Annotated in this window: 23 protein-coding genes; 9 read left to right on the top strand and 14 right to left on the bottom strand. The window is 45.3% G+C overall.

The window, feature by feature from the left end; all coding sequences use genetic code 11:
* Positions 1 to 15 precede the first annotated feature (15 nt).
* On the bottom strand, positions 16 to 891 hold the full coding sequence (locus CXK86_RS04835; protein WP_036612319.1) for a carbohydrate ABC transporter permease: 876 nt from the start codon (positions 889 to 891) through the stop codon (positions 16 to 18).
* A gap of 198 nt (positions 892 to 1,089) precedes the next feature.
* Here CXK86_RS04835 and CXK86_RS04830 point away from each other — a divergent pair, with 198 nt between their 5' ends.
* Positions 1,090 to 1,662 carry a GbsR/MarR family transcriptional regulator gene (locus CXK86_RS04830; RefSeq protein WP_076252000.1) on the top strand — a complete coding sequence of 191 codons (573 nt, stop codon included), beginning with the start codon at positions 1,090 to 1,092 and terminating at the stop codon, positions 1,660 to 1,662.
* Positions 1,663 to 1,888: 226 nt separating this feature from the next.
* Here the strand turns inward: CXK86_RS04830 and CXK86_RS04825 are convergent, their stop codons facing one another.
* From CXK86_RS04825 to CXK86_RS04810, 3 genes are all read right to left on the bottom strand, one after another.
* Positions 1,889 to 5,488, bottom strand: coding sequence for an S-layer homology domain-containing protein (locus tag CXK86_RS04825; RefSeq protein WP_083684568.1), 3,600 nt, complete (start codon positions 5,486 to 5,488; stop codon positions 1,889 to 1,891).
* Between the two features lie 496 nt (positions 5,489 to 5,984).
* The gene (locus tag CXK86_RS04815) at positions 5,985 to 7,142 is read right to left on the bottom strand and encodes a glycerate kinase family protein (protein ID WP_076252003.1); all 1,158 of its coding nucleotides are present in this window, start codon (positions 7,140 to 7,142) and stop codon (positions 5,985 to 5,987) included.
* Positions 7,143 to 7,145: 3 nt separating this feature from the next.
* On the bottom strand, positions 7,146 to 7,580 hold the full coding sequence (locus CXK86_RS04810; RefSeq protein WP_076252005.1) for an Lrp/AsnC family transcriptional regulator: 435 nt from the start codon (positions 7,578 to 7,580) through the stop codon (positions 7,146 to 7,148).
* A 161-nt stretch (positions 7,581 to 7,741) separates the two neighbouring features.
* Here CXK86_RS04810 and CXK86_RS04805 point away from each other — a divergent pair, with 161 nt between their 5' ends.
* On the top strand, positions 7,742 to 8,215 hold the full coding sequence (locus tag CXK86_RS04805) for a VOC family protein (RefSeq protein ID WP_076252006.1): 474 nt from the start codon (positions 7,742 to 7,744) through the stop codon (positions 8,213 to 8,215).
* Between the two features lie 91 nt (positions 8,216 to 8,306).
* On the opposite strand, the gene CXK86_RS04800 is transcribed toward CXK86_RS04805, so the two are convergent.
* The gene (locus CXK86_RS04800; RefSeq protein ID WP_076252008.1) at positions 8,307 to 8,861 is read right to left on the bottom strand and encodes a hypothetical protein; all 555 of its coding nucleotides are present in this window, start codon (positions 8,859 to 8,861) and stop codon (positions 8,307 to 8,309) included.
* A gap of 96 nt (positions 8,862 to 8,957) precedes the next feature.
* On the opposite strand from CXK86_RS04800, the gene CXK86_RS04795 reads away from it, so the two are divergent.
* Positions 8,958 to 9,875: a phosphatidate cytidylyltransferase gene (locus CXK86_RS04795; protein ID WP_076252010.1), complete on the top strand. Its 918-nt coding sequence runs from the start codon at positions 8,958 to 8,960 to the stop codon at positions 9,873 to 9,875.
* Between the two features lie 107 nt (positions 9,876 to 9,982).
* Here the strand turns inward: CXK86_RS04795 and CXK86_RS04790 are convergent, their stop codons facing one another.
* Together CXK86_RS04790 and CXK86_RS04785 are read right to left on the bottom strand one after the other, a co-directional pair.
* Positions 9,983 to 10,558 carry a hypothetical protein gene (locus CXK86_RS04790; protein WP_101313495.1) on the bottom strand — a complete coding sequence of 192 codons (576 nt, stop codon included), beginning with the start codon at positions 10,556 to 10,558 and terminating at the stop codon, positions 9,983 to 9,985.
* 180 nt (positions 10,559 to 10,738) lie between these two features.
* Positions 10,739 to 11,116 carry a LysM peptidoglycan-binding domain-containing protein gene (locus tag CXK86_RS04785; RefSeq protein ID WP_076252012.1) on the bottom strand — a complete coding sequence of 126 codons (378 nt, stop codon included), beginning with the start codon at positions 11,114 to 11,116 and terminating at the stop codon, positions 10,739 to 10,741.
* Between the two features lie 304 nt (positions 11,117 to 11,420).
* On the opposite strand from CXK86_RS04785, the gene CXK86_RS04780 reads away from it, so the two are divergent.
* The 3 genes from CXK86_RS04780 to CXK86_RS04770 all read left to right on the top strand — a co-directional run bounded on the left by CXK86_RS04780 (position 11,421) and on the right by CXK86_RS04770 (position 13,901).
* Positions 11,421 to 12,485 carry a bifunctional transcriptional activator/DNA repair enzyme AdaA gene (locus CXK86_RS04780; RefSeq protein ID WP_076252014.1) on the top strand — a complete coding sequence of 355 codons (1,065 nt, stop codon included), beginning with the start codon at positions 11,421 to 11,423 and terminating at the stop codon, positions 12,483 to 12,485.
* A 73-nt stretch (positions 12,486 to 12,558) separates the two neighbouring features.
* The gene (locus tag CXK86_RS04775; protein WP_076252016.1) at positions 12,559 to 13,332 is read left to right on the top strand and encodes an isocitrate lyase/PEP mutase family protein; all 774 of its coding nucleotides are present in this window, start codon (positions 12,559 to 12,561) and stop codon (positions 13,330 to 13,332) included.
* Positions 13,333 to 13,382: 50 nt separating this feature from the next.
* On the top strand, positions 13,383 to 13,901 hold the full coding sequence (locus tag CXK86_RS04770) for a hypothetical protein (RefSeq protein ID WP_076252018.1): 519 nt from the start codon (positions 13,383 to 13,385) through the stop codon (positions 13,899 to 13,901).
* Between the two features lie 163 nt (positions 13,902 to 14,064).
* Here the strand turns inward: CXK86_RS04770 and CXK86_RS04765 are convergent, their stop codons facing one another.
* The 7 genes from CXK86_RS04765 to CXK86_RS04735 form a co-directional block, all read right to left on the bottom strand.
* Positions 14,065 to 14,763, bottom strand: a complete 699-nt coding sequence (locus CXK86_RS04765) for a hypothetical protein (protein ID WP_036671757.1) — start codon at positions 14,761 to 14,763, stop codon at positions 14,065 to 14,067.
* Positions 14,760 to 15,635 carry an ATP-binding cassette domain-containing protein gene (locus CXK86_RS04760; RefSeq protein WP_076252019.1) on the bottom strand — a complete coding sequence of 292 codons (876 nt, stop codon included), beginning with the start codon at positions 15,633 to 15,635 and terminating at the stop codon, positions 14,760 to 14,762. The genes CXK86_RS04765 and CXK86_RS04760 overlap by 4 nt, the downstream gene beginning before the upstream one ends.
* Positions 15,632 to 16,012, bottom strand: coding sequence for a GntR family transcriptional regulator (locus CXK86_RS04755; RefSeq protein WP_036611682.1), 381 nt, complete (start codon positions 16,010 to 16,012; stop codon positions 15,632 to 15,634). The genes CXK86_RS04760 and CXK86_RS04755 overlap by 4 nt, the downstream gene beginning before the upstream one ends.
* A 111-nt stretch (positions 16,013 to 16,123) precedes the next feature.
* Positions 16,124 to 16,294, bottom strand: a complete 171-nt coding sequence (locus tag CXK86_RS04750; protein WP_017691550.1) for an aspartyl-phosphate phosphatase Spo0E family protein — start codon at positions 16,292 to 16,294, stop codon at positions 16,124 to 16,126.
* A 240-nt stretch (positions 16,295 to 16,534) separates the two neighbouring features.
* On the bottom strand, positions 16,535 to 17,917 hold the full coding sequence (locus CXK86_RS04745) for a transcriptional regulator (RefSeq protein ID WP_076252020.1): 1,383 nt from the start codon (positions 17,915 to 17,917) through the stop codon (positions 16,535 to 16,537).
* A 273-nt stretch (positions 17,918 to 18,190) separates the two neighbouring features.
* On the bottom strand, positions 18,191 to 19,108 hold the full coding sequence (locus CXK86_RS04740) for an aldo/keto reductase (protein WP_076213731.1): 918 nt from the start codon (positions 19,106 to 19,108) through the stop codon (positions 18,191 to 18,193).
* Positions 19,109 to 19,255: 147 nt separating this feature from the next.
* Positions 19,256 to 20,146: a diacylglycerol/lipid kinase family protein gene (locus CXK86_RS04735; protein WP_076252022.1), complete on the bottom strand. Its 891-nt coding sequence runs from the start codon at positions 20,144 to 20,146 to the stop codon at positions 19,256 to 19,258.
* A gap of 501 nt (positions 20,147 to 20,647) precedes the next feature.
* On the opposite strand from CXK86_RS04735, the gene CXK86_RS04730 reads away from it, so the two are divergent.
* The 3 genes from CXK86_RS04730 to CXK86_RS04720 all read left to right on the top strand — a co-directional run bounded on the left by CXK86_RS04730 (position 20,648) and on the right by CXK86_RS04720 (position 25,289).
* Positions 20,648 to 22,165, top strand: a complete 1,518-nt coding sequence (locus tag CXK86_RS04730) for a leucine-rich repeat domain-containing protein (protein ID WP_179087888.1) — start codon at positions 20,648 to 20,650, stop codon at positions 22,163 to 22,165.
* Between the two features lie 310 nt (positions 22,166 to 22,475).
* Positions 22,476 to 23,816, top strand: coding sequence for a glycoside hydrolase family 30 protein (locus CXK86_RS04725; protein WP_076252025.1), 1,341 nt, complete (start codon positions 22,476 to 22,478; stop codon positions 23,814 to 23,816).
* A 312-nt stretch (positions 23,817 to 24,128) separates the two neighbouring features.
* Positions 24,129 to 25,289, top strand: a complete 1,161-nt coding sequence (locus tag CXK86_RS04720; protein WP_076252027.1) for an MFS transporter — start codon at positions 24,129 to 24,131, stop codon at positions 25,287 to 25,289.
* The last annotated feature ends 44 nt before the right edge of the window (positions 25,290 to 25,333 follow it).

Genomic DNA, 25,333 nt, shown 5'->3' with positions numbered 1-25,333 from the left:
GCAATGTCATTGTCATTAGTAGTGCACCAGACGTCTGCCAAGCAGGAAGGATACGCCCGATAGCAACACGCAGATCAGAATGATCACAACGGCGATGGACGAAGCTTCACCTACGTTAAAGGATTCGAATGCAGACTGGTAATACATGTACAGCAACGTTCTCGTTGATCCCGCCGGTCCACCCTGCGTCATGACATTGATCTGGTCATAGGCTTGCAAGGACTGGATAGTAAGAATAATTGAGAGAAAAAACGTCGTTGGTGAGATCAGCGGCAATGTGATACTTCTGAACTTATCCCAACCGTTTGCACCATCGATTGAAGCTGCTTCGAGCAGATCGGAAGGTAGATTTCGTAGCGCAACGAGATAAAATACCATTGCCCACCCAATCGACTTCCAGAGCGTGACGATCAGAACAGCAACCAATGCCCAGTCCGCGTCACGCAACCAGCCGATCGGAGATACGCCTACCCAGCCCAGCATCAGATTAGCGAGTCCCACTTCGGGCTCGAAGATCCAGGACCACGCAATAGACACCGCAACTGTCGGGGTGACCCAAGGTGAGAAGAGTAATGTCCGGAAGATGCCGGATGATTTGATTTTGCTATTCATGAGCATCGCAAGCGCCAATCCGCCCACAATAGTTGGGATTACACTCCCCAGTCCGAATAACAAGGTGACTTTCAATGACCGATAGAATTCAGAGTTTGTCAGCAGATAACTGTAATTGTCCAAACCAACAAACAGCTTATTCGGGCTCATAAAGTCCCAATCGGTGAAACTGAGATAAACGATATATCCCAGAGGCCCCAGCCAGAAGATCAGCAATGGGATTAGAGCTGGCAGCGTGAATAGTACCGCCTCAGACTCCCTCCATAGTTTTAAACGCAAATCCCCCACTCCTTACTGTCCAATTTTTCTTTAATGATTGGGAATTTTTGAGTATAATCAGCTTTATATTTATTCTGTACAAAATTCATTGTACACTCGTATTGAAAATTCTAATTCCGGCTTATGTTAAAATTGGAGCAAGTCATGTAAAATATGAGGCAGCTAGTGGGAACGCTATCATAAACCAGAGGTGACATTGTGGGAAAAGAAACCGCCGGGAACCCGAATCATTCTTCGTTACCTGATCGGCATGCGCTGAGGGAGAGAGTTATTGAGGCCATCGCCAATACGATGGATCTATATGGGGTTAATCATACGTTTGGCAAATTATACGGCATCATGTATTTTGAGGATCGACCGATGACACTTGAAGAGATGAAAAACTCGATGAATATGAGCAAGAGCAACATGAGCTATGCGGTTCGTTCGCTTACAGAATCACAGATGATCTATAAACTGGAGGAAAAGAAGGAGCGCCAGGATCAATATCTGGCTGAGACCGACTTCTATCGTACGTTCCAGAATTTCTTCGGGGCCAAGCTCCAACGGGAAGTAGATGTCATGTTAGAAGGCATTCGTGAGGTCATTCCTGACCTGTCGGCAATGATCCTTTCGGAACATACCTCTTCTGAAGATCGAGATGATGCACTGCGTGATCTACACAAACTCCAACATGCGGAGCAATACTACGTCTGGTTACAAGGATTCGTGGATCAGTTGCGGGATGGTAAGTTTTACGAGAATGTTGCACACACGCCCGATAAAGAGTAGTACAACTGCGTAAACAGAATAAATAATGGGTGATCAAGCGCTAACCAACCTAGACCAATGTTAAGTCACACTAAAGCGCAAAAAGGAGCTGTTCCTAGCCAATGTATGGCTTTTGGAACAGCTCTTTTTTTATTCTATCTATTGTATTGTCATATCCTATCCGTTTTTAGGGGTTTTCTTTTCCATATACTACTGCATTAATGACCCCTTTTTTCTTTTAAAAATATTACTTTTGCGCTGCAGCTTCGATATCTGCATATGCCCAGTGTGTTGCTGGCACATCTCTGAACGTTGGCGTAACTTCGCCAGTTAGTGGTGTGCGGTTGAACAATACATTCAGCACTTTCACCGCTTCAGCACGGGTCAGCTTACTGTCCGGTTTGAATGTACCATCGTTGTAACCAACCATCAGGCCAGCAGATTGCACGTATGCAATCGCATCTGCTGCCCACAGGTCTGCGGATACATCTGTGAAGGAAACTGCTGGACCATTCACTGTTGTATTACTCGCTTGTTGCTGCATCCACCGATAAGCAATCATTGCCATCTGTGCACGGGTGATCGAGCCTTCCGGTGCAAATTGGGTGTTACTCATGCCGTTCATGATGCCAGCGGATTGCGCTTTTTGAATCTCACTTGTTGCCCAGTGTGTTGCAGATACATCCTTGTAGCTCACGCTATTCACGGAACCTGCTGCCGCTTCAGTTGGAAGATTGCGAGCTAGCATGGCTGCCATCTGTGCACGTGTTACGAATGCATCCGGGCGGAAATCCGCACCAAATCCTTGGATGTACGGTTGATGTGTACTTTGTGAAGCTTTCAGTCCATCCACAACAACGAGGGTGAACGTACTGAATTTGGTTACGGTAAATTCGATGCCTTCGCTATTATCCGTGAGTTTCACCAATTTGCCTTGGATCAATTCTTTTGTGCCGTCACTGTGTTCGATATAGATCGCCAGGTTGTCCAATGCTTGCTGACGAGCAGCCGGATCGGTTGGCAGACTGTCACGCAGTGGCAATGTGAGTGTCACTTCGCGGCTCTGCATATTCGTGTCGATCTCTACCGGACGAGCCAGTACACGCACATTCGTATTCGGAGCAACTTGTTGAATCAACTGTTCTTTCTTCGCACGCTCTTCAACTTCTTTGCGCTCCGATTCCTTTTTCAAAGGTACAACACGGAAGTACAAGTCTTGATCGAATCCGGCGATGGAATTTGTCGGAACGGAAATCACTACATTTTCAGTGGAAATCTCCAGCTTGAGTGAACCATCATTCAGTTCTTTTACCGCTGCTTTAGGCAGTTCAATGCGTGTCTCGGACACGGAATCTTTGCTATCTGGAATAACAATGCGTGCGGTGTTCATGTTCAATTGCTTCGCTTTTTCCACCGATTCCTTGGCAATGGCTTCAGTCATTTTCACCAGATCTTTGATCGTGCCGTTGGTTTCGGTTGTACGGGTAATTGGCGTTTTGGTCAGGTTGGTGCCGTTTGTTCCATTAACGTCAACCACGATCTGCTCTTGTTTCGTTGTTGGAGCAGGTGTAGACGTTACTGGCGTAGTCGTAGATGATCCGCCACCACCACCTGTGTTTCCACCCGGGTTAGGCGTTGGAGTATTGCCATTATCTGTGCTGCTATCACCATTCTGTGTAAAGACAAACTTCACGGCGCGGCCTGGCAGTTCATCGCTGATTGCTTTGTAACGAACCCATACCGTTTTGTTGCCGCTAAGGTCCATTTTTTGAATGAAGGCAACATCAATCCAGTGCAGCTTATTGTCAAAAGAAATCTCCATCGTGCTGTCCAAGCCCGTTAGGGTGTTATTGATGTCATTCCCCTTCACATTAGGAGCCGTAAAGAATCGATTAAATACATTTTGTAGATTCCCAACATCCTCGTAACTGTCTTGTTCATTTAGGACCCATTCAGCCAATTCCTTCTGGCCTTCAGGACTAAGTTCTGCCCTTTTGGATAAATCAAGAGCGCCTCTAAGATTAAATTTGTATTTGCTGAAGAATGCTTCACCTTTACTCTGATCTTTCATTGCTTTATCAAGCCATTGATCCATTCGCGGTATAGAGGTAGCTTGCTCAAATGAATCGATAGGCATAGAGAGGAGATTCAGGACAATATCAGGATCAACAATATCCCCTTTAGACACTCCTTCCAACCTTTCGAATGCAACTAGATGCAAGTAATTATATGCCAGTACACCTTTATCTACTTTGCTACGTTCCAAATGTTGTTGTCCAAGGCTGCGTAACACATATGTCTGTTGGTCATTAAAGTGATTAGGTCCATTTACTAATTGCTGAGCGAGCAGATCCAGTTTATTCCTAAGAACACTGAGTTCCCTCTGCTCCCAAACAGATTGTGCCAATACACCAAGTTCAATCATATATTGGACCTGTTCTTTGTTTTTGTAATCTTTATTTACATAGTCGATCAGGAATCCCGCAATGAAATCTCTAACTTGCAAAGACAAAGCACCGTATCCGTTAGGAAGAGTAATACCCAGATCCGGATCTTCCATAGCCATTCGCATAGCCGCTATATTACTGTTGCTCTTTGCAGTATTTAAGACACTCAATGGATTGCTTTCGTTATCATCAGGGAAAAATTTATTAAATGCAGTCTGAATTTCTTCAAAACTTATATATCCACCAAGTGGTCTTTCACTAAGCATATGTTCTGCTAATTCTTCTTGCTCCTCGGCCGTAAGATCCTCCCATTTACTAATATTCAAAGGGAAGCTTCCAAGTGGAATTTCCACATCATCTTCGGAATTGTATGACTCGATCCCCTCTTGAATGGATGACATCCTTTCCATCATTACCAACATGTCTTCTGACGTCTCTACCTTGTTTATAAAAGGAGTACGATCCCAAGCCTGCTCCGTATAATCCAGTATATCTAAAATATCAGGATTTTTTCTGAATTTATGCTCATAATAAAATGCGGTCATACGCTTTTCTACCTCGGATGAATCGAAATAAAAGTTAATCCATTTATAATAATCACTATTTTCTTCCATATCATTGAAATGTTGTTTTCTTTCAGCTTTTTTATTATAAAATTCATCGAGTATTTTTCTGGAGTCTGATCCCCCGATTTTGCGAGGAAGTTCAAGTGCTTGCAGAGCCAATTGCACCATATATTGAACTTGCTCCTTATCCTCATACCCTTCACTAGTCGGTGGATCTATACGCAATAAATATTCTATGATGTCCCCCTGATCCTCCTCAGACAACAATTTGAAATCAGGATCGGCTATGAAATTTTTATTGCCAAGTAACTCAATTAGTTCAGGTTTGAGATCTATCTGTGAATTCTGATCCTTCGTTTGTATAATATCGTTGAATTGCTCCAACGGGCTCAGCTGTGTGCTTGGGTTGAACGATTTCATCTGATAGGCGGCTTCTAAATCATATCGATCCACAACCATCACATTATAATAGAGCGTCTGGCTGGTATCTAAACCTAGAATTTTTTTGGAGAACGTACCGTCTTGAGATGCTGAACCCAACACCCAATCCTCATCTCCATACTCTAGATTGTCCCTGATCTCTGTCATGTTATTCAGATTAGAAGTATTGGAAACGAAGACTTGGTATTTTAGCTCATAAGTTGCAGTGGAATCAGAGTCAGCATTGCTCCAACGCACCTCTATGTTATTATCATCAGTAAGCTTGACTGTGATTTTCCCATCATTTCCTGGTACAGGATATGAGCCACCTGCACTAACCTTCCCTGCTGGTGCCAACCACGGAGCTATTAACACCATAATGAGCACCAAACTAATTATTCTCCTATAATTCATGTACTTGATCCTCCCTATCTCATGTTTTTTACATATAAATTCAATCCATCTGATACGTAAGGCCTATTGTAGTGCACTGCGATAAACAGAATCTAAACAAAAAGAGCAAATAAAAGGAAAAAGATCCATCCTGTAGTACAAAAACAGGATAGATCTCAATTTTTTTCGCCAAAATTCATCATTTTATTTTAAAAAAAGTATTCTTCGGGACCTATATAGCTCCGACTCTTAAATCAAGGTGTACCCGCCATCCACATACAATGTGCTGCCCGTCGTGAACGTATTGGTCATCAGATACGTAACTGTATGTGCAATTTCTTCATTGTGCCATCAAGGGTAAAAATAACGCAACGAAGCGACCTGAACGACAACTATACAATGGAACTTCACGGCAAAAAAAACGAGAGACAGATCACCTGATATCAGGCATACCCGTATCCCGTCTTGGTCACATCACATTCCAATCCGCCCCCATACGATCTCAATGGTCGCCGACCTAAGAAAGCAACCCCAGCTTCAGTACTCTTGCAATATTCTCGGCAGTACGTTCCACATTCTCCGGGCCTTCTCTCAATAGTCGATCCAGATCTGCTGCCCCAGGCACAATACCAAATATGGCATCGATGCCTTCCGCGTAGAGGGTGTCGATCCCTTCGCCCACATAGCCTGCAAGGGCAATCACAGGTTTACCCGCTTCCTTGGCTGCCCGAGCAACACCATAGGGGGTCTTGCCAAATTTCGTTTGGAAGTCGATACCGCCTTCGCCCGTAAATACCACATCCGCAGTAATCAACTTTTTACGCAACTCAGTATATTCAATGACAATCTCAATCCCTTTACGTAATACAGCCTGTGTAAAAATCAAGAGTCCCGCGCCCAACCCTCCAGCCACTCCGGCTCCTGGTACATCTCGGATATCTTTATGAAGCTGTCGTTTCACTACATCTGCATAATGGGACAGATTTGCATCCAGCTGCTCAACCATCTCTGGAGTAGCCCCTTTTTGTGGTCCAAACACCCTTGATGCGCCATGCTCCCCACATAGGGGATTGGTCACATCACAGGCCACAATGAACTCCACTTCTTGCAAACGCTCATCCAGACCAGATACATCAATCTGAGCCAGTTGATCCAGAACCCCGCCACCACGCGCAAGCGGACGACCCTCTGCATCCAGAAACTTCGCACCAAGCGCTTCAGCCATGCCAGCCCCACCATCGTTGGTCGCGCTACCACCAATACCAATGATGATCTTGCGTATGCCAAGGTCCAGACATGCGCGAATCAACTCGCCTGTTCCATAGGTTGTCGTCCGGAGCGGGTCCCGGGTGTCCTTGGTAACCAAGTGGATGCCGCTGGCCGACGCCATTTCGATGGCCGCGGTTGTTCCGCCACCCAGAATGCCATACTGTGCAGTGACTGTCTGCCCCAATGGTCCGCTCACCTCGTGCTGGTGAAGGACGCCGCCGGAAGCGTCCACAAGGGACTGCACCGTACCTTCTCCACCATCTGCCATAGGTACATGAATATAGTCTGCCGTCGGATATATTTTACGCAACCCTTTTTCCATCGCGATACATACTTCTTTCGCTGTCATGCTTTCTTTGAACGAATCCGGTGCCAGAACAAATGTCTTCTCTCTAGTCTCTCTCATATCTTAAAGAAGAACACGGTTTTCCATAATATTTTTCATGCTGATATGGGATTTGGAGGGTCCCAGCTTCACCAGTGAATCCTGAAATTCGGCAAGTTCTTCAATGGACGCCGTCTGTACCTTGATCAGGTAGTTATACTCACCGCTAATCCGATAAACGTCCGTGACTTCGATGGCCTGTTCACAGAACTGGACCAACTCATCGCAATGCTCTGTTTTGAGCAAAATAAACGTTGTGGTTCCACGGTTTAATTGGGCTAGATTATAGATGGTCGAATAGCCCGTTATTACACCTCTCTCCTCCAGTTTCAGAATTCTTTCCTTAACCGAAGGTTGGGACATGTTAATTTCTTTGCTGATCTGTGAAACGGGGATACGTGCATGATGTTGCAACAAGCGCATAATCTGCTGATCAATTTCATCTATCATGTGTTCCATTTGTAAGACCTCCGAGTCGTCGGCTTATTTAATAAGGTTTTTCTAATGAATTAGCTAAAAATAGTTAGATTTCATCTCATTATATCCTTTGATATTGTATGTTTCCAATGCGATATCAACCCTATAATTTAGAATACAATCTAAAGAAGGAGCGATGTAATGTGAGTGTTATTGGACTTGCACATGTAGCCATTCAGGCTCGTAATTACGAAGATACTCTGGCGTTTTATACAAAAGTATTGGGATTCAAGGTCGGTCACTCCTGGAGTTTGCCTGCCTTCCACATTACTGAGGCATGTATGCTGATCTCTCCGGATCAGCGCACCTGTATTGAGGTATTTGACCCAAAAGCCGTCATTCCTGCCGAGGGTGAACCAGCCACCTCTCCTGAAGCGGTCCGGCACGGCGCACTGTTACATTTCGCCTTTTACGTGCATGATGTAGAAGTTATCTATCAGCGAGCGCTCTCCCATGGAGCCAAGGCTTACGTTGAACCGGATTGGATATCGCTTGGCGAACCTGCACTTCGGGTTAGAAATGCGCTCGTCCACAGTCCGAATGGTGAAGTGATCGAGTTTCTTGAAGAGGTTGATTTTGACCGATCCTCATCCTCATCCTCACCATCATCCATATGAAGTACACAAACAGCCTGTTGCCTCGTCATTCGTGGCAGCAGGCTGTTGCATGGTTCGATTTCCTTGGCAAGCATCGGCACACACACCTACCCTACTCTTGCTCTGCATTCCCCAGCGTATACTCGCTTAATTTCCCTTCATAGACCAATTGCAATCGTTCACTCTGGCGAAAATCATCCGGTGTCACCAGCGCAGGCAGCTTGTTCCACAGTTTGATTCCCGAACGCTGTAGAATCTCGGCTACAAATTGGGAGCAGAAGTAGGAGTTGCTGAACTCCACCGGTTCCTTGAGTGTAATGCCGATCACGCCGAGCAGATTGTACATATATTTCTGGCGGCTGCGGATGAAGATGTGCAGCACACGTTTCATCTTTTCCACTTCACGATCCGTCACCTGAAGCTTGTATATGACACATGTGGTATTGGGATACTTGCTGTATGTACCTGTCTGAATATTTTCCTTCACAAATCCGCCATTCAGCGGATTACTCGGATGCTTGCGGCCGAAGCTATACAGCTCGGTCAACTCCCGGTCAAATGAGATCGACGCGTGATTATATGGCGCTCGGGTATAGCTCTGAATAACCTTGGTAAACAGCGTTCCTGTATTCGTAAGCAGGATATAGATGGAGCGTTCATCTGTCATAGCAAAATTTCCCCTTATCAAGTTGGCACTATTCCTTCATAATAACATAGGTACCCTACAATGGAATCTTACTTTGAATAAGCAGGTGATTGGTACGTGAGCAGTTCACTCTTTACACTAACGTTAATCTTCACAGCTTTACTTGTGATACATATCGTGTACAAAATTATTGCAAAGCTTCAGCCAAGCAAAGACTATTCAGGCATCGGCCAAAAAATCAAAACCTGGTGGGGTATGTTTGTGATCTTCTGCCTCGCCACCCTTTTTAACCCCATCGTGTCGCTCATCTCCCTCATGGTGCTTGCATTCTTCTCACTCAAAGAATACTTCTCCATGATTCGCAGTACACGCAAAGCCGACCGTAGGCTGTTCCTGTGGGCGTATCTGGCGATTCCGGTTCAGTTCTACTGGATCTACATTGGATGGTATGGCATGTTTATCGTGTTTATTCCACTATATGTGTTCCTGGTGCTGCCCTTGCCACGCCTGATTAACAAAGGTACGGTCGGTTTCCTGCGCAGTGTCAGCTCCACACAATGGGGACTAATGCTGATGGTGTTTGGACTGAGCCACCTGGCCTATTTCCCATTTGCCTCACCGGAGTACGGCTCCAAGCTGGTGCTGTTCTTGGTCGTGTTAACACAGCTTAATGATGTGGTACACTATCTGGTCTCTCTCTATCTGGGCAAACGAAAAGTGGTGCCTACCGCTAATCCTTTTGTCACCTGGGAAGGGTTCGCGTGTGCGTTCATTGTAACGACAGCTACGTCTTATTTCATCCATCCCTACCTGACGCCATTTGATTGGAAATTCTCGCTGTTCATCGGGGTGTTGATCAGTCTGGCTGGATTCTTCGGTAGTCTGACGGTGTCTGTACTGAAGCGCGATCTGTTAATTGGAGATGACAACAAGTTCGATTCGCTCAAAAAAAGCTACCTGAGCCGGGTCGACAGCCTGACCTATACCTCGCCGGTTATGTTCCACGTGGTCCGTTATTTCTTTGACTTTATGTAGCAACAGATAGATCGGCGATCTTGTAGTCATGTATGTCAAAAAAAGCAGCCCAAGTGGCTGCTTTTCCTGTTCAACAGGCCCTAGACGGAGCCTTCATGATGTGCCTGCTACTTCAACGTAATTTCTTTTTCGGACATGATTTCGTTCCCCTCATCATTTGTGAAGACAAATGTGGCTTTGCCCCGCTCGCCCTTCATCTCATCCGAATAGATAAAGCCGGAGAATTGTCCATTGCCGCTAAAGTAAAAGCCATCTTCTCCATTTCCACCATGTTCAATGGCTTCCTGTAGTGAATTCACAATCGTCACCGTGTTAGACGTCCACCGCATCTCCGTTAGTGTATACCCCTTCGGAACCTCTTTAATTCCAAAATCAAAACTGTTACCCTCGCTCGGTTTCTCCGACTGGTCAATGACAATATCAATCTGCTCAGACAGTTCAGTGGATTCCGATTGAGCTGTAGGCTTGCCCTCATCACCACTGGCACTGCCTTGGCTATTGTTATTCTTCGCATCCGCATTCGGTACAGAGTTTTCTCCAGCTTCCTCTACGGGTTGCTTCGATTGCGGATAGGCATGCTCCTGAACCGATTCATTATTATTCTTGGCACCACAGGCACTGACGAATAGCGAAATACAGAGCACAGATATGCAAAGTACAGATTTCTTTATATTTATTTTCATCATCTAATTCTCCCTTCATCCATCTTCAGCACGTATATCCAGCACACCACTTATTAATCACTACACCATATCGTCCCACATGAAGCTCCATTATATGTAAATGATTAATAAATTCAGTATGTAACTGCACCTTGATGAATAAAAAAAGAACTCTGTTCATGACGTCATGCACCGTTTATTTTATCGATCAAACCCAGGTAAGACCAACACTTGTCCAATCTGAATGGCGTTATGCTCGATTTTGTTCACTTTCTTGATAGCTTCTACATACACACGAGTGTCCATCTGCTGAGGTTTATGTGCCAATGAAATGCCCCACAGTGTATCTCCCTGAGATACAACGATCTGGTCCCCCGACAACAATTGCTCATCTCCGGCAAATGCAGTGAATACAGCACTACACCCTATGATTATAATTAGAGTTATAGTGACGATCTTCATTAGCCAGGTTGGCGTCTTCACACGCTGCATGAATTGATCTTTGACATACATGGTGCGGGACTCGGACGTTTTGGTATAAACGGATTCATAAATACTTTTGTACGTAGAATATCTCATTCTATTCGACCTCCAGACTTTCATTCCGCTAATCTTTAATTTCATGTTTACCTATGTATTTTTCCTATAACAATGAATGATCAATAACTCACTTTTTCACTATATAGGTATCTTTGCCTAAGTCACCCTACCCTGATAGGTCTATACTACCAGTTCACTCTAAACAAATTCTGAACAACCAAATTTCAATGTTATATCAGATTTAATCTATCCAATATTCATGCCTGATTTTCGGCGATGCTTGCTGCAACGTTTTTCTATAATAGGTATAGATAAAGATTCTAATGAGTAAGGACGTGCCCCCATGATTTCTGCTGATCTGAAGGAACAATATTACGAGGCGCTTGTGGCCAAGGATTCGGAATACGAGGGTTTATTCTATGTTGGAGTCCGAACCACAGGTGTGTTCTGTCGTCCCACATGCCCTGCGCGAAAGCCAAAATTCGAAAACTGCGAATTCTATGAGACGGCTCAACAGGCACTTCTGGCCTCTTATCGCCCTTGCCAGCGCTGTCGCCCGCTCTCTCACCCCAACCAAGTATCCGATGTCGTTCGCATATTAGTGGAAGCTGTGGAGAAAAATCCGGAGAAACGCTGGAAAGGACAGGATTTCAAGGCCCTCTCCATCGATGAATCCACGGCGCGCCGTCAGTTCAAGAAGCGGTTCGGCATGACCTTTGTCGAATATGCTCGCGCCCGACGCATGGGTCTTGCCCTGAAAAATATTCGCTCCGGCCGCACCGTGATTGATAGCCAATTATCTACTGGATATGAATCAAGCAGCGGCTTCCGCGATGCCTTTTCACGGATCATGGGTGCTGCCCCTACACAAGTCGATGAAGGACATATCCTAAAAGCGTCCTGGATTGACACCCGCCTCGGCCCGATGATGGCTATTGCTGATGAGGAGTCGCTATATTTACTGGAATTTGTGGACCGCAGAGGTCTGGAACGCGAAGTTGAGCGTCTGCGCAAACGAACCAAATCAGCGATTGTACCCGGCACTACAGCTCCCATCCAGTCCATTGAGCGTGAACTAAACGAGTACTTTCAAGGTATTCGGACAGCATTCGACACACCGTTGTTCTGTTTAGGAACACCATTCCAAAAGCGTGTGTGGGACGAGTTGCTGGCCATTCCGGCTGGTGAAACGAGGTCATATCAAGAGATTGCAAATGCACTGGGAAAACCGACTGCTTGCCGAGCTGTGGCACAGGCGAATGGGGCCAATCAGCTTGCGATTGTGATTCCATGTCACCGTGTAATTAATGCCAGTGGCGAATTGGGTGGATATGGCGGGGGATTAACTCGCAAAAACTGGCTTTTGACTCACGAGAAACAGGGGCAGGAACAGGATAGCTACGAATAACGGAATGAAGTAATGAAGTACGCATCAAATGTCCAAAGGAATGCATGATATAACAAAGGAGAGTCAACATAATATGAGTACCTTAGAAGAAAAAGCAGCGTTGTTCCAACAATACCATGTGAAAGGAAAACTACTTGTTCTGGTCAATGTGTGGGATGCCGGAAGCGCACAAGCCATCCAATCCGCTGGAGCAACGGCCATTGCTACCGGTAGCTGGTCCGTTGCTGCGGCCCACGGTGAACGCGATGGTGAAGCCATGCCATTCCATCTGGTGCTTGCCAATCTCGCACGGATTACAGCAAGCGTGGATCTGCCTGTAACAATCGATATAGAGGGAGGGTATGGGAGGTCTGTGTCAGAAGTGAAGCGAAATATCCTGCAAGTCATCGATCATGGTGCTGTAGGAATCAACATTGAAGATCAACTTCCCGCTGGCTTGGGATTGTACACCGTGGAGGAGCAATGCCCGAGATTGTCCGCCGCCCGGGAAGCTGCGGAGCAGGCAGGCATCCCGTTGTTCATTAACGCCCGCACAGATATTTTTCTGCAACATGCACCTGAACACCATAACCACTCTCTTCTGGAGGAAGCACTTATACGTTCGAGCCATTATGCAGATGCAGGAGCCAGTGGTCTGTTTGTACCCGGTTTGCAGGATCACCAACTGATTCAGGAATTGTGTGAGCGTTCACCGCTGCCAATTAACGTTATGGTCACGTCTCCTGAGCCTTCACCAAAACAGCTTGCCACACTGGGTGTAGCACGTGTAAGCTACGGGCCATATCCCTATCTGCAAGTTATGGAACACCTAAAAGAACTGGGGAGAAACATTTTATCGGGAAATTAACAGGAGGGCATGTTATAATCACCTCTATTGAACATTTACAGGAGGCAATTATGCTTAACGTGGAACAAAAGCTTGAAGTACTACAATCGTATCCCCAACTGCAACGCAAAGATGTTTCTCTCGGTCGAGTTAATTTCCACTACGAGGATAGTGCGTATGATAAAAAAATTGTTGCTCTCCATATTCACCCTAACGGAAACGGTTATATCTATGCAGGACTACTGCCTAACTATGAGACCGATGCTAAAGGATTCGTCAATATTCGTGATTACTCCGAAGCAGATCTGCGCACCTTGTTAGATGAAACGATCCAAGCGATGTCTCACAATCCCAACGCAGTTGAATTCCAAGAGCCAGAACAAGTAAAAGCTGCTGCTCCTGCATTGTCTACAATCTCTACGGGTGGCGGAACGTGGATCGATGAAGATGGACATACGCTTACTTTAAAATACGAAGATGACATGTGGTATGTGTATTCCGGTGATAACCTGGATATGGCTTTTGAAACGCGTAGCGAAGCTGGCGAGTATCTCAAAGACGAAGGATTCAAACCGCAGGCTCAGGCTTAAGGGTGCACCTTCATTTGGAATTCCGCACAAAGATTGTTGAATAGGTATATTCAGTGATTTAATATGATACAAAAAAACACGAGGCGTGTTCGCACTCGTGTTTTCTGATTTCGGAATGATTTCACTTAGATTCCTTACCCAGTTCCTTTATAACTGTTTCCTGTCAGTCTTTTTTGGATTTCATGGTAAGCGGCGCATTCTTCATCATGGGGTACGTAGATAGAAGTAGCGCACCACCAATACATCCCAGAACGGTGAACAATGTCATGCGATTGATCCTAGCAATCCACAACATAAACTCACCAAGATCGCCCAATGTAATTATCAGCGTAAAGAACAAGCCAACCCCGAAGAACATAATGAAGAAGTTACGCATCCCCAAGCGCATCCAACAAACCGTTGGGAAGACAGAGATTCCCAGTACGAGAAAGCCGCTCATCAGATCGATCCACAGGTAGGATAAAAAATGATATTTGTTTGAATACAACATGCCTGGTTGATAAAGGGTTACGTCAACAATTCCTTTTTCCTGAAGCAGGTGTATGAGGAAATACGCCACATGCAGAATGACCATGGTGCCTGCAACCATCCATACCGAGTTCATATAGAAGGATTTCATGAATTGAATTCGTGTACTGCCCATACCAATCGCAACCGGAAACAGTGTAATCATTCCCCCGATGGCAAACGCACATATCCCTCCGTACATGGGACCAAACAGTTGCGTAGCATACGAGACATCAAATATGAAGCCAATGGCCAAATATACAACGGCGAGCATTAGAGCGATGGATGAAAATATGCTCAGAAACAAACGCATATCATCGCGAATCAGTCGGTTCGTACCTTTTACTGCGTTCATGGTTTAACCCCCTCTTGATTACGGGTCCTGTTAACCAAATAATCTTGTAATGTCGCTTTCTCAATGGATAGCCCCTGTGAATGAGCGATATCCTTCCACATTTTCGAGTAGGGCTCATCAATCATGACTTTCACAGTCGATCCCATCTGGGAAGACTCTATAACTTTAACACCTGCTGTGACTCGGTTGATATCATCTATTCCCCCTGTTAGAAGAACTCCTTTTCCGCGCATCTCTTCCATCGATTGATTTAACAACACCTCTCCGGCTTGCAAAACAATAAGGGACTCACATAAAGGCTGAATCTCCTCAATATGATGACTGGATATTAGAATCAGACGCGGGTTATCTTCATAACTTTCCAGTAGCGCATTATAGAAGAATTTACGCTTCTCAGCATCGAGTCCATTGGTAGGTTCATCCAGAATGGTTATCTTTGCATTACTGGCAAGACCCAATATAATCTGGGCAGCAGTCTTCATGCCTTTCGAAAATTTAATGATCTTTTTCTTCGCCGGTAGTTCGAACACATCGATTAAACGTTCCGCCAACTCCTGATTCCACTGCGGATGAAAATATTGTCCCATTTGAACCATATCACTAACTGTCCAGTTTTTCCCCAGGGGATGATTCTCCTGGATGTAACACAGATGCTCTTGGGCAGCCAGATTATTATAGGGGTCTTGACCCATGATCTGAATGGTTCCACTGTCCGGGCGGTTATGCCCTGCAAGTAAACTCATCATGGTTGTTTTACCCGCTCCATTTCTTCCCCAGATTGCACTAATGATTGGCTCACTCTCATGTAGCGTAACCTGGTTCAGAACGGGCGTCTTCTGGTAGCTGTAGTTGACCTGCTCCATATGAATCATAACTCACTCTCCTTATCCTTCTTGCCACGAATCAGATCAATGATCATGTCTTCATTCATGTGAATCCGTCTGGCTTCTTCAAGTAAAGGCTTGATGTATTCTTCATAAAAATCTTGCTTCCGTTCAACGAGCAATGCTTCTCTTGCTCCCTTTGCAACAAACATTCCAACACCTCGCTGTTTGTATATAATCCCCTTGTCTACGAGCTCCTGCAGTCCTTTGCGGGCTGTAGCCGGATTAATATTGTAGAAGCGTGACAGTTCATTGGTTGAGGGAACCTGTTCTTCCACCTTCAATCTGCCCTCCACAATATCGTCCATAATCATCGTAGCAATCTGATGAAAAATAGGCTGAGATTCATCCAAAGTCGATTTCATGTGCTTCCAACTTTCATACGTATTCATTAGTCAGTTAGTCGGTTAGTTAGTCGGTTAGTTACTCATGTAACTAACTATAGTATACAAAAACGAAAATGTAAATAGGCGAACTTAATTCATCGCCTTCCCTACCTTTGCTCTGTTGTATTGATTAATAAGCCCGTCTAGGACTACGGATTGCTGGATCACTTCCGGATGAAGCAGACTGCCGTATTCCATATGCATGCGATATAACAACTGTCTGGCATCTTCGATCCGTGATATCAAATCCAGGCGATCCATAGTACCCCTCCTTTTTGTCATATTTTAGTGTATTATGCCAATCATAAGCGCATGTGAGATACGACATACTTATTCTTCCACTTTGATACACAAAAAAAGAACGCTTCTGAATAAATCAGAAGCGTTCTTTACTTTCATTAAGTTCCAAATCCATGATCAGCGGGTCTCATAATTTCGGGGTTCGGGATTTCCTTGCCTGGGACAGGTTCCGTAGCAGGGGCTACGATGAATACAACGATACTACAGGTAGCTATCAGCAAAGCCAACTTTCTCTTCATTGAGTTTCTGCACCTCACTAATTATCATTTTGTATTGCTGTTTCGCCGTCTCAGATGCAAATTCCCGATATTGCTCGAACAGTCCGACACCTCTAAGCATACCTCGTCCACTGCTAATTTCAATAGAAAATTTTAAACTATCTAGCACAAATTCTATACCTAAATGATACTCGTCTTTCTTTAAATAATATGCACCCAAATCTGCTAAAAGTCGTAAATATCGATCATCCGTAACCTGACTGCTCACTTTGCCAATTCGGTTACTCTGTTCCTGATAAGTGAAGTACGATTCATACTGTTTGAGAACATGATCAATATCCTTATCATAACGGTTAGCCGCTGTTACAATATCACACAGCGCTGGGAATATCTCATTTTCCTTCGTTGAGATATACGCCAGATAATCAGGTAACACCTCAAAATGACCGCCCATTAAATGATATATATATCGATTAGCTTCAGCCCATTCCTGAAACTGATTCATAACAACGATTTCATCTTTATCCGGGTTCCTCACCCAGCGATTATCCGAATATAAAGAAACATATTTAAGTGCCCCAGTGTAGTCTTTCAAATGATAACAGGCACTTCCTGCAGCTAGATCGGAGTACAGAATATAGAAGACAATTGGTCTTTTGGTCTCTTCTTGTTTCCTTCGGCCATTCATCTCATAATGGATGGACGCTTTTACTTTCAATTTTTCAGATAACTCCTGAACCTTGTTCCATCTATGCAATGCTCCAAATGCATTAATTAGTTCGTTAAGCGCATCCAATTGATAGCGCTCATCCAGCCGATCCACATAATATTCGAACCGGGCTGCGATAATCAGATTCCGCTGCTGATCATTGGTCAGTCCCAATCTGAACAGCCGATACTGACAGAGTGCAAGCCGCTCGGAATGTTGCATTTTCTCGCTTTCAGCAATGTTTTCATATAGAAGAATGGCCGGTTTGAATTTACCCGCTTGGAAGAATTCTTCAGCCACATCAAATAATAAAGGAATATAGGATAGATTATCCATCATCAGACGAATAACCTCTTCAATACAGTCCAACTTGTCCAACTCGGCACAGCGATGAAGGAAGGGTCCCAGTCTTCGCCAGTCCGGGGTCGCGTGTACGAAACACTCATCTATGTATAACTCATAGAAGTAACCTTCTTCCAGTCTCATGGCGGAAGTAATGCGATCCAACTGCTGCATGGCAATCGGCCGATTTTTATTCAAAATATTGCTGAGCGTACCCGAATTAATCCCTGACGTTTCCGAAAAATGACTAATGGACATCTGTTCACGCTTCAGATAACTTTCCAAGTGATCGCGTATCGTGGTTGTCGACTCCAAACGAACACCACCCTCCAAAATAAAAAAACACAAACAGGATTATCGGTATGCAAAAGTAATTATATGTAATTAGAAAGTATCGGTCAATATAATAATTTCAACTAATTTGTATTAAAACCATTTTAATCCTTTTATAAAACAGACACTCCTATCTTTATTTTATATCGAAAACGCGCCTGACATCAAACCTGAAAATAGACAAAAAACACGAGCCATCTACGGGCTCGTGTTCTCAACTGACTCAGCAGTCATCATGCTCACTATAACTTGGATTTAAGGCAGTATGTTACCTGCCGCACGGTAAATTTCATACCACTCTGGACGAGTGAGATGAACATCTCCTGCTTTTACACAGTCTTGCAGACGTTCAATATTCATCGTGCCTGTCACAGGTTGCATCTGCGCAGGGTGACGAAGCAACCATGCGATTGCAATCGTTGTATTGCTCACGTCATACTTCGCAGCAATCTCGTCAATCTTTGCATTCAATTCCGGGAACTTGTCGCTACCCAGGAATACACCTTCGAAGAATCCGTACTGGAACGGGGACCACGGCTGAATGGTGATATCATGCAGACGACAGTAATCAAGAATGCTACCGTCACGGTTAACCGCGGCATCGTTCTCCATGTTCACATTAATGCCACTGTCAATCATCGTGGTATTGGTAATACTCATCTGCAACTGGTTGGCTACCAGTGGCTGTTTCACGTATTTTTTCAACAATTCGATCTGGTTCGGATTCTGGTTGGATACCCCGAAGTGACGCACTTTACCTTCGCGCTCCAGTTGATCAAAGGCTTCAGCCACTTCCTCCGGCTCAACCAATGCATCAGGACGGTGCAGCAGCAGAACGTCAAGATATTCCGTTTTCAGACGTTGAAGGATACCATCCACCGAATTCAGGATGTGCTCTTTGGAGAAATCAAACATGCCTTTGCGGATACCGCATTTGGATTGAAGAATCATATTTTCACGAACTTGGGGATTCATCTGTACTGCTTCGGCGAAGATCTCCTCACATGTTCCTGTACCATAAATGTCGGCATGGTCAAAGAAATTTGCGCCAACCTCCATTGCAGAACGAACAAAATGTTCGGCTTCCTTACCGTCTAGTGAATTAATCCGCATGCAGCCCACCGCAACTACAGGTACTTCTAGTGCGCTGCTGCCCAATTTAATCGTTCTCAAGATGTTTTCCCTCCATATTCGAATATTATCGTGTATCTTACCTTTGATTGTGACATATATCTGCAATCGGTTTCAATAGCTTTATCCTACATTCATATGGAGAAATGATAGGTTCTTCATTCCAGCCTATAGATCCAAAAGAATAAACTATACTTCTTCCGGTATAATGACCTCAATATGCCTTGGCAGGACACGGATATGAATCGGCAGGGCAGGACCTTCTTCCCCATCTACATTAGTGCGAATGGCTTCGTCTGAGCGAACATGAACTTCTTTGGCTGTAAAATAGTCCACGTCCTTATGGTCTTTCAGACTACCAAATAATAGGGAGGTGCCCAGGGTCAGACTGTTGAACACACTGATATTACGAACAACAAAACAATGTATCAGACCATCGTCCACCTCTGCATCCGGGGATAACTTCTCGAATCCTCCGACCGAATTGGTCAGCGCCGCCAGAAAAAGTGGCGATTCCCCCTCCCAGAGCTGTCCGTCATATTCAATGGTTAGATGATTGGCTGGTGTATTCACCAGGTCTTTCAAGCCTTCTTTGAGATATGCGAATGATCCCAACTTCGACTTCTCTTCCGAGGATACGGAGAACAGAGCTTCTGCCAAAGAACCCGCAGCCACAACGTTGGCAAACAGGCGATCATTGATTTCCCCCAAATCCACGATATGGGTCTGATTCGAACGTAACTGCCTTATGGCTTCTTCCGGGTCAAGCGAGATATTCAGCGCACGCGCAAAATCATTCACCGTACCTAGCGGTATAACGCCTAATCGGGGGCGATGATCCTGATCCATCATGCCGTTAATCGTCTCATGCAGTGTACCGTCGCCTCCGATGGAGATGACCAGATCACAGCCGTCTTTGCAGGCGCTCAGACAGTAGTTGGTGGCATCACCTTCCCCGGCCGTCTCATTAACAACCACCTCATACTGCTGTGACTCCAGAATTTCTCTGACTTGGGACACATACTGCTCGGCCTCTTCCTTACCTGACGATGGATTACTAATGATCATGGCTTGGCGCATACTCACATCTTCCCCTCCAAAATGGCATCTTTACTTCATCTTTACCCGTTTCAAGGGTGGGTTGAATAGGGTCTGCGGGAGATGTTCTATTTTTTTTGATAAACATGTCTCTGAAGAGTGCAGAGCAGGGTTTGTTTCATATAGAATAGAAGTAGAGAAATAGCCATTACGAAATTCCTTGTTCCTTTTTCCCGTTGACGGGTTAATAACTATAGATGTGCTTTGAGCCGAACCTGCATATGTTAAACTCTTCAATTCACACTGAACACTCCGTGGGCAGAACAACCTTCCGGTCGCTGTTATCGTGTAGATACTAGAATCAATTTCATAATACCTTTAGCTGCTTCAATCAAGGCTAGATATAGATCAAAATGGTCCAATTTGTCTATATCTAGTTACAAAAATTCATTTTAATGAGTTATGAAATTGATTCAATATACTTAACTAACTCAATCTGTTCGGATGATTTTATAATTCTAAAAATCGGAGGGAATGCATGCAATGAGAAGAATGACGCTATTATTTCTAGTATTCATCCTGAGTCTCGGGGCATCGGGGCAAGCCATGGCTTACACCACTACAGACTTGGGCGAGGGAATCATTGAAGATCCCGCTTTGGAGGACGGACTGAAGTTAATCCTGAACAAACCTCTGGATGTGCCATTAACTTCAACGGATCTGGAGCAGCTTGAAGTGGTAGATCTGAGCAATGCAGGTATTCACAGCCTGTCCGGTCTCGAATATGCAACCAATCTGACTCACCTCCGATTATATGGGAATGAGATTGAGGATCTCACACCGCTGGCGCACCTAACCCAGCTTCGCGAGATCGATGTTCGCAATAATTACATTACATCCATAGACGCACTTACTGAATTAAAAGACTTGGGACGGCTGTATATCAGCAACAATTCCATTTCTTCCATAGAGGTTGTACGTGGGTTCAACCGATTACATACGTTCCACGCCAGCGGTAACCAGATTGCCAGTCTTGCGGCCCTCTCGGATGCGGATGCACTGAAGTGGCTTGAGATCTCGAACAATACGATTAACGATCTGACACCGCTCATGGGTAAAACCCGGCTCCAACAACTCAATGTAGCAAACAACCAGGTTCAGACGCTGGACGTACTGGCTGAATTGCCAAATACACTGCGGAATCTGAATGTGGCAGGTAATCAAATCACGGATCTGACACCACTGGAGCATATGACACGCCTTCGGACACTTGATATCTCTGGTAACCAAGTACAGCATCTCAAGGGGCTTGAGGAACTGACTGGGCTGACAGAGCTGAATGCAGAGTCCAATCAGATCTATGATCTGGAACCTTTACGGCAGCTTTCCAGCCTGGACGTGTTGAAATTATCCAACAACCGGGTGTGGGATCTGACACCGATCGCAGGTTTTACGTTTACCCGTGATCAGTCAGCGACAAATGTTATACAGGATATCTCGGCGTCTACCTCGTTATCCTCCGGTATTCAGACGTCTGTCTCAGAGGTTGAGCCTGCCGGACTCACGGTGCAGAACAATTATCTGGATGTTGTGAGTGGCAGTCATACGATGCAACTTCTGAACCGGATGAATGTGCGGGAGCAGAAACGAACGCCCCAGGGCAGCTTTCAGCGTCTAATCGAAGGGTCTACCACCGCCTATGTTGGGGATCGTGCTTATGCACTGGATGCTGCACCTTTTATCGATGAAGGCCGGACCTATGTGCCTCTGCGTTTTGTCTCGGAGCAGTTAAACGCCCGTGTGAACTGGAACAGCGGTACGCGCGAAGCTGTGATCACACAGAATGATAAGACCATCCGCTGGAGCGTGGGTAACAAACAAGTTGTCGTGAATGATACACTTGCGATCAATGATGCTCCTCTTCTGATGAAAGATGGTAAAGCTTTTGTACCGGTTCGCTTCATCTCGGAGCAATTCAATACCTCTGTTGGTTACATCGGAAGCAGCAAAACGATTCTGATTTTTGAAAATAAACAGCTTGGTGAGAGTGTACAGCCTTAAGTTGTGTCTCACGTTCATTTGCAGCCATAAGAGAATATGAGAAACATAGCGCAAGTCCCCGTCTGAATAATCAGCGGGGATTTTGTTGTGTTATGACAGTTGTGTTAAGACATTGGATAATGGTATATGGACATCGCTGATCACAAGCAAATACAGCATACGATCTGTCTATGCGAATACGAACTCGTGATACTCCATCTTCGATTAGGGTAAATTTCACACGGTTTAGCATATCTTCTTTTGCCGTGGGAGTTGTTATACTGAACGTAATATATATGACAACTGAGGTTCAAGCGAGGAGGAAATTCACATGACATTCACGCTCACTGGTTATTCCACAACCCAAGACAGCCCGTGGAGAGAGCTATCTTTTGTGCCAATTAATGAAAGCGCTAACCTAAAACTCACGGGTGAACAGCACCAACTTGTGGAAGGGTTTGGCGGATGTTTCAACGAGCTTGGTTATATGGCTCTGTCCCATTTGAATGAGGAGAAGCGCCATGAGGTATTTCACTCTCTTTTCCATCCCGAGGGCGAGCACAAGTTTAACATCTGTCGCCTGCCGATCGGCGCAAGTGATTATGCAGAGCAGTGGTATAGCCACAACGAGGTGGACGGCGACGTGGCCATGGAACATTTTTCGATCAAACGTGATTTCAAATATCTGATTCCTTACATCAAGGAAGCTCTGACTTATAACCCGAACCTGCAATTCTTCGCCTCGCCATGGAGTCCGCCAACGTGGATGAAGTCGCCCAAAGCCTATAACTATGGGACACTGCGCTGGGAGAAAGATATTCTGGAGGCCTACGCCCTGTATTTTGTAAAATTTGTACAGGCCTACCGTGAAGCAGGCATTACGATCCATCAGGTGCATGTGCAGAACGAAGTGATTGCAGATCAGAAATTTCCTTCTTGCATGTGGACAGGCGAGCAGCTTCGTGAGTTTATTGCCGATTATCTGGGCCCGGCTTTTGACCAACACGGTCTGGATACGGAGATCTGGCTGGGAACGATCAACGCCCCTGATCCATGGGAGGAATTAATCAAGAAAAAAACAAACGACTTCGATGAGTACGCCGGGCTTGTCCTGAGTGATCCAAAAGCCTATTCCTATATCAAAGGTGTTGGATATCAGTGGGCAGGCAAAAATGCGATTCAACGTACCTCAGCGAGTTATCCGGAGCTACGTTATATGCAGACTGAGAACGAATGCGGTGATGGCAACAACTCATGGAACTATGCCAAATATGTATATAACCTCTACCAGCATTACTTCAGCAACGGAGTGAACGCGTACATCTACTGGAACATGGTTCTGGAACCCAAAGGCCGCAGCACATGGGGCTGGGAGCAGAACTCCATGATTACGATAGATCCAGACACGACGGAGGTTACTCGGAACCCGGAGTATTATGTGATGAAACACTTCGCGCATCATATTGTTCCTGGTGCTCGAAGAGTCGGCTTGTCTGGCGCGTGGAGCGGGAAATCCGTCGCTTTCCGCAACCCGGATAACAGTCTCGTGATTGTCATCAACAATCCATTCCAGGACCGTCGTGACCTGTATCTGACCATCGAGGAAGGGCAGACCCTTCATATTGAGCTGGAGGCTGATTCATTCAACAGCATGGTTATTCAACCGAAATAACTAATCCAACACATCGTTAAAAACGCGGACATCAATAGCGTCAGGCCCCAAGGATTCCCCGGGCCGTCGCTATTTTTTTATGGGCCAGACCATGCTTATTGTCAGCATAATTACTCCTGTAGAACACAAGCAGAAGACAACTTAAAGAAATGACGTTTCACCTTTTATATTTACAAATCTATAAATCTAGATATAATGTAATCCAGAGAACTTACTCTCATGTCCATCATATTATAGGAGGCAAGGCAGGCTCATTTCAGCATAACATATCTACTTTTCTGTATATTTAAATTTATTGGAGGTACGCTTTGCATGAAATCACAACAGGTCAATCCACTCCTTATCCTGATGCTGGCACTCGGGGTATTCGGGATTATTACAACAGAAATGGGAATTGTGGGGGTACTGCCTCAGGTTGCGAATAAATTCAACATTACGGCTGCACAGGCAGGTTGGCTGGTCAGTATATTTGCGCTAGTCGTAGCCATTGCGGGCCCTTTTCTCACCTTGCTGGCATCCGGGATGAATCGCAAAATTATCCTTTTAGCCGCTGTGCTGATGTTTGCCATTTCAAACGTGGTCTATGCCTACGCCACAACATTTGATACCATGCTTATCTTCCGTATCATTCCCGCGTTATTCCATCCCGTCTTCTTTTCCGTAGCCCTGGTCACCAGTGCCCAACTCGTACCAGCAGAGAAAAGCAGTCAGGCCGTCGCCAAAGTATTCACCGGAGTTACCGCGGGCTTTGCCTTTGGCGTGCCACTCACATCGTATCTTGCTGAACGCCTATCCCTCGAAATCGCCTTCCTGTTTGGAGCGATGGTCAGTGTGGTCGCTTTGATCGGCATATGGATCTGGCTACCCTCGATGCCCGTGAAGGAAAAGATGTCCTATGGCAAGCAGCTCGGTATTCTGCGCAAACGTGGATTATGGCTGAATGTTGCCGCAGTCATTTTTATATTCGCCGCCATGTTCTCCGTGTACAGCTATTTCGCCGAGTATCTTGGACAGGTCACCCACATGAGCGGATCATGGATCAGTGTCATGCTGACCGTCTTTGGTGTCGTCATGATCATCGGAAATTTGGGGTTTGGACAGTTTCTGCGTAAGAGCGTGGTCCGAACTGTCCTCATGTTCCCCCTGCTGTATGTAGCAGCTTACGCACTCGTCTATTGGGCCGGTCCTCACTTCATGTGGATGGTTATTGTAGTCATCCTCTGGGCATCCGTGCATTCAGGAGGATTAATTGTAAGCCAAACCTGGTTAACCGCTGAAGCGCAGGACGCGCCAGAATTCGGCAACAGCTTGTATGTATCCTTTTCCAACCTCGGTATTACCTTGGGTACTGCCATCGGCGGCTGGTTCATCGCGAACCTTGGAATACATCAGCTGATCTGGAGCGGAATGATATTTGCACTGATCGCTTTTGTATTGGTTTGGATTAAAATTAAATGTTTCCCTGCACCATAAATTGCCGAACACTGTTGAGAGAAAGCACTAACACAAATAGCGCC

Source organism: Paenibacillus sp. BGI2013 (genome assembly GCF_002843485.1).
Lineage (GTDB): Bacteria > Bacillota > Bacilli > Paenibacillales > Paenibacillaceae > Paenibacillus > Paenibacillus amylolyticus.
Note: the sequence above shows the minus strand (reverse complement) of the source record. Positions and strands in the feature narration are given on the sequence as shown.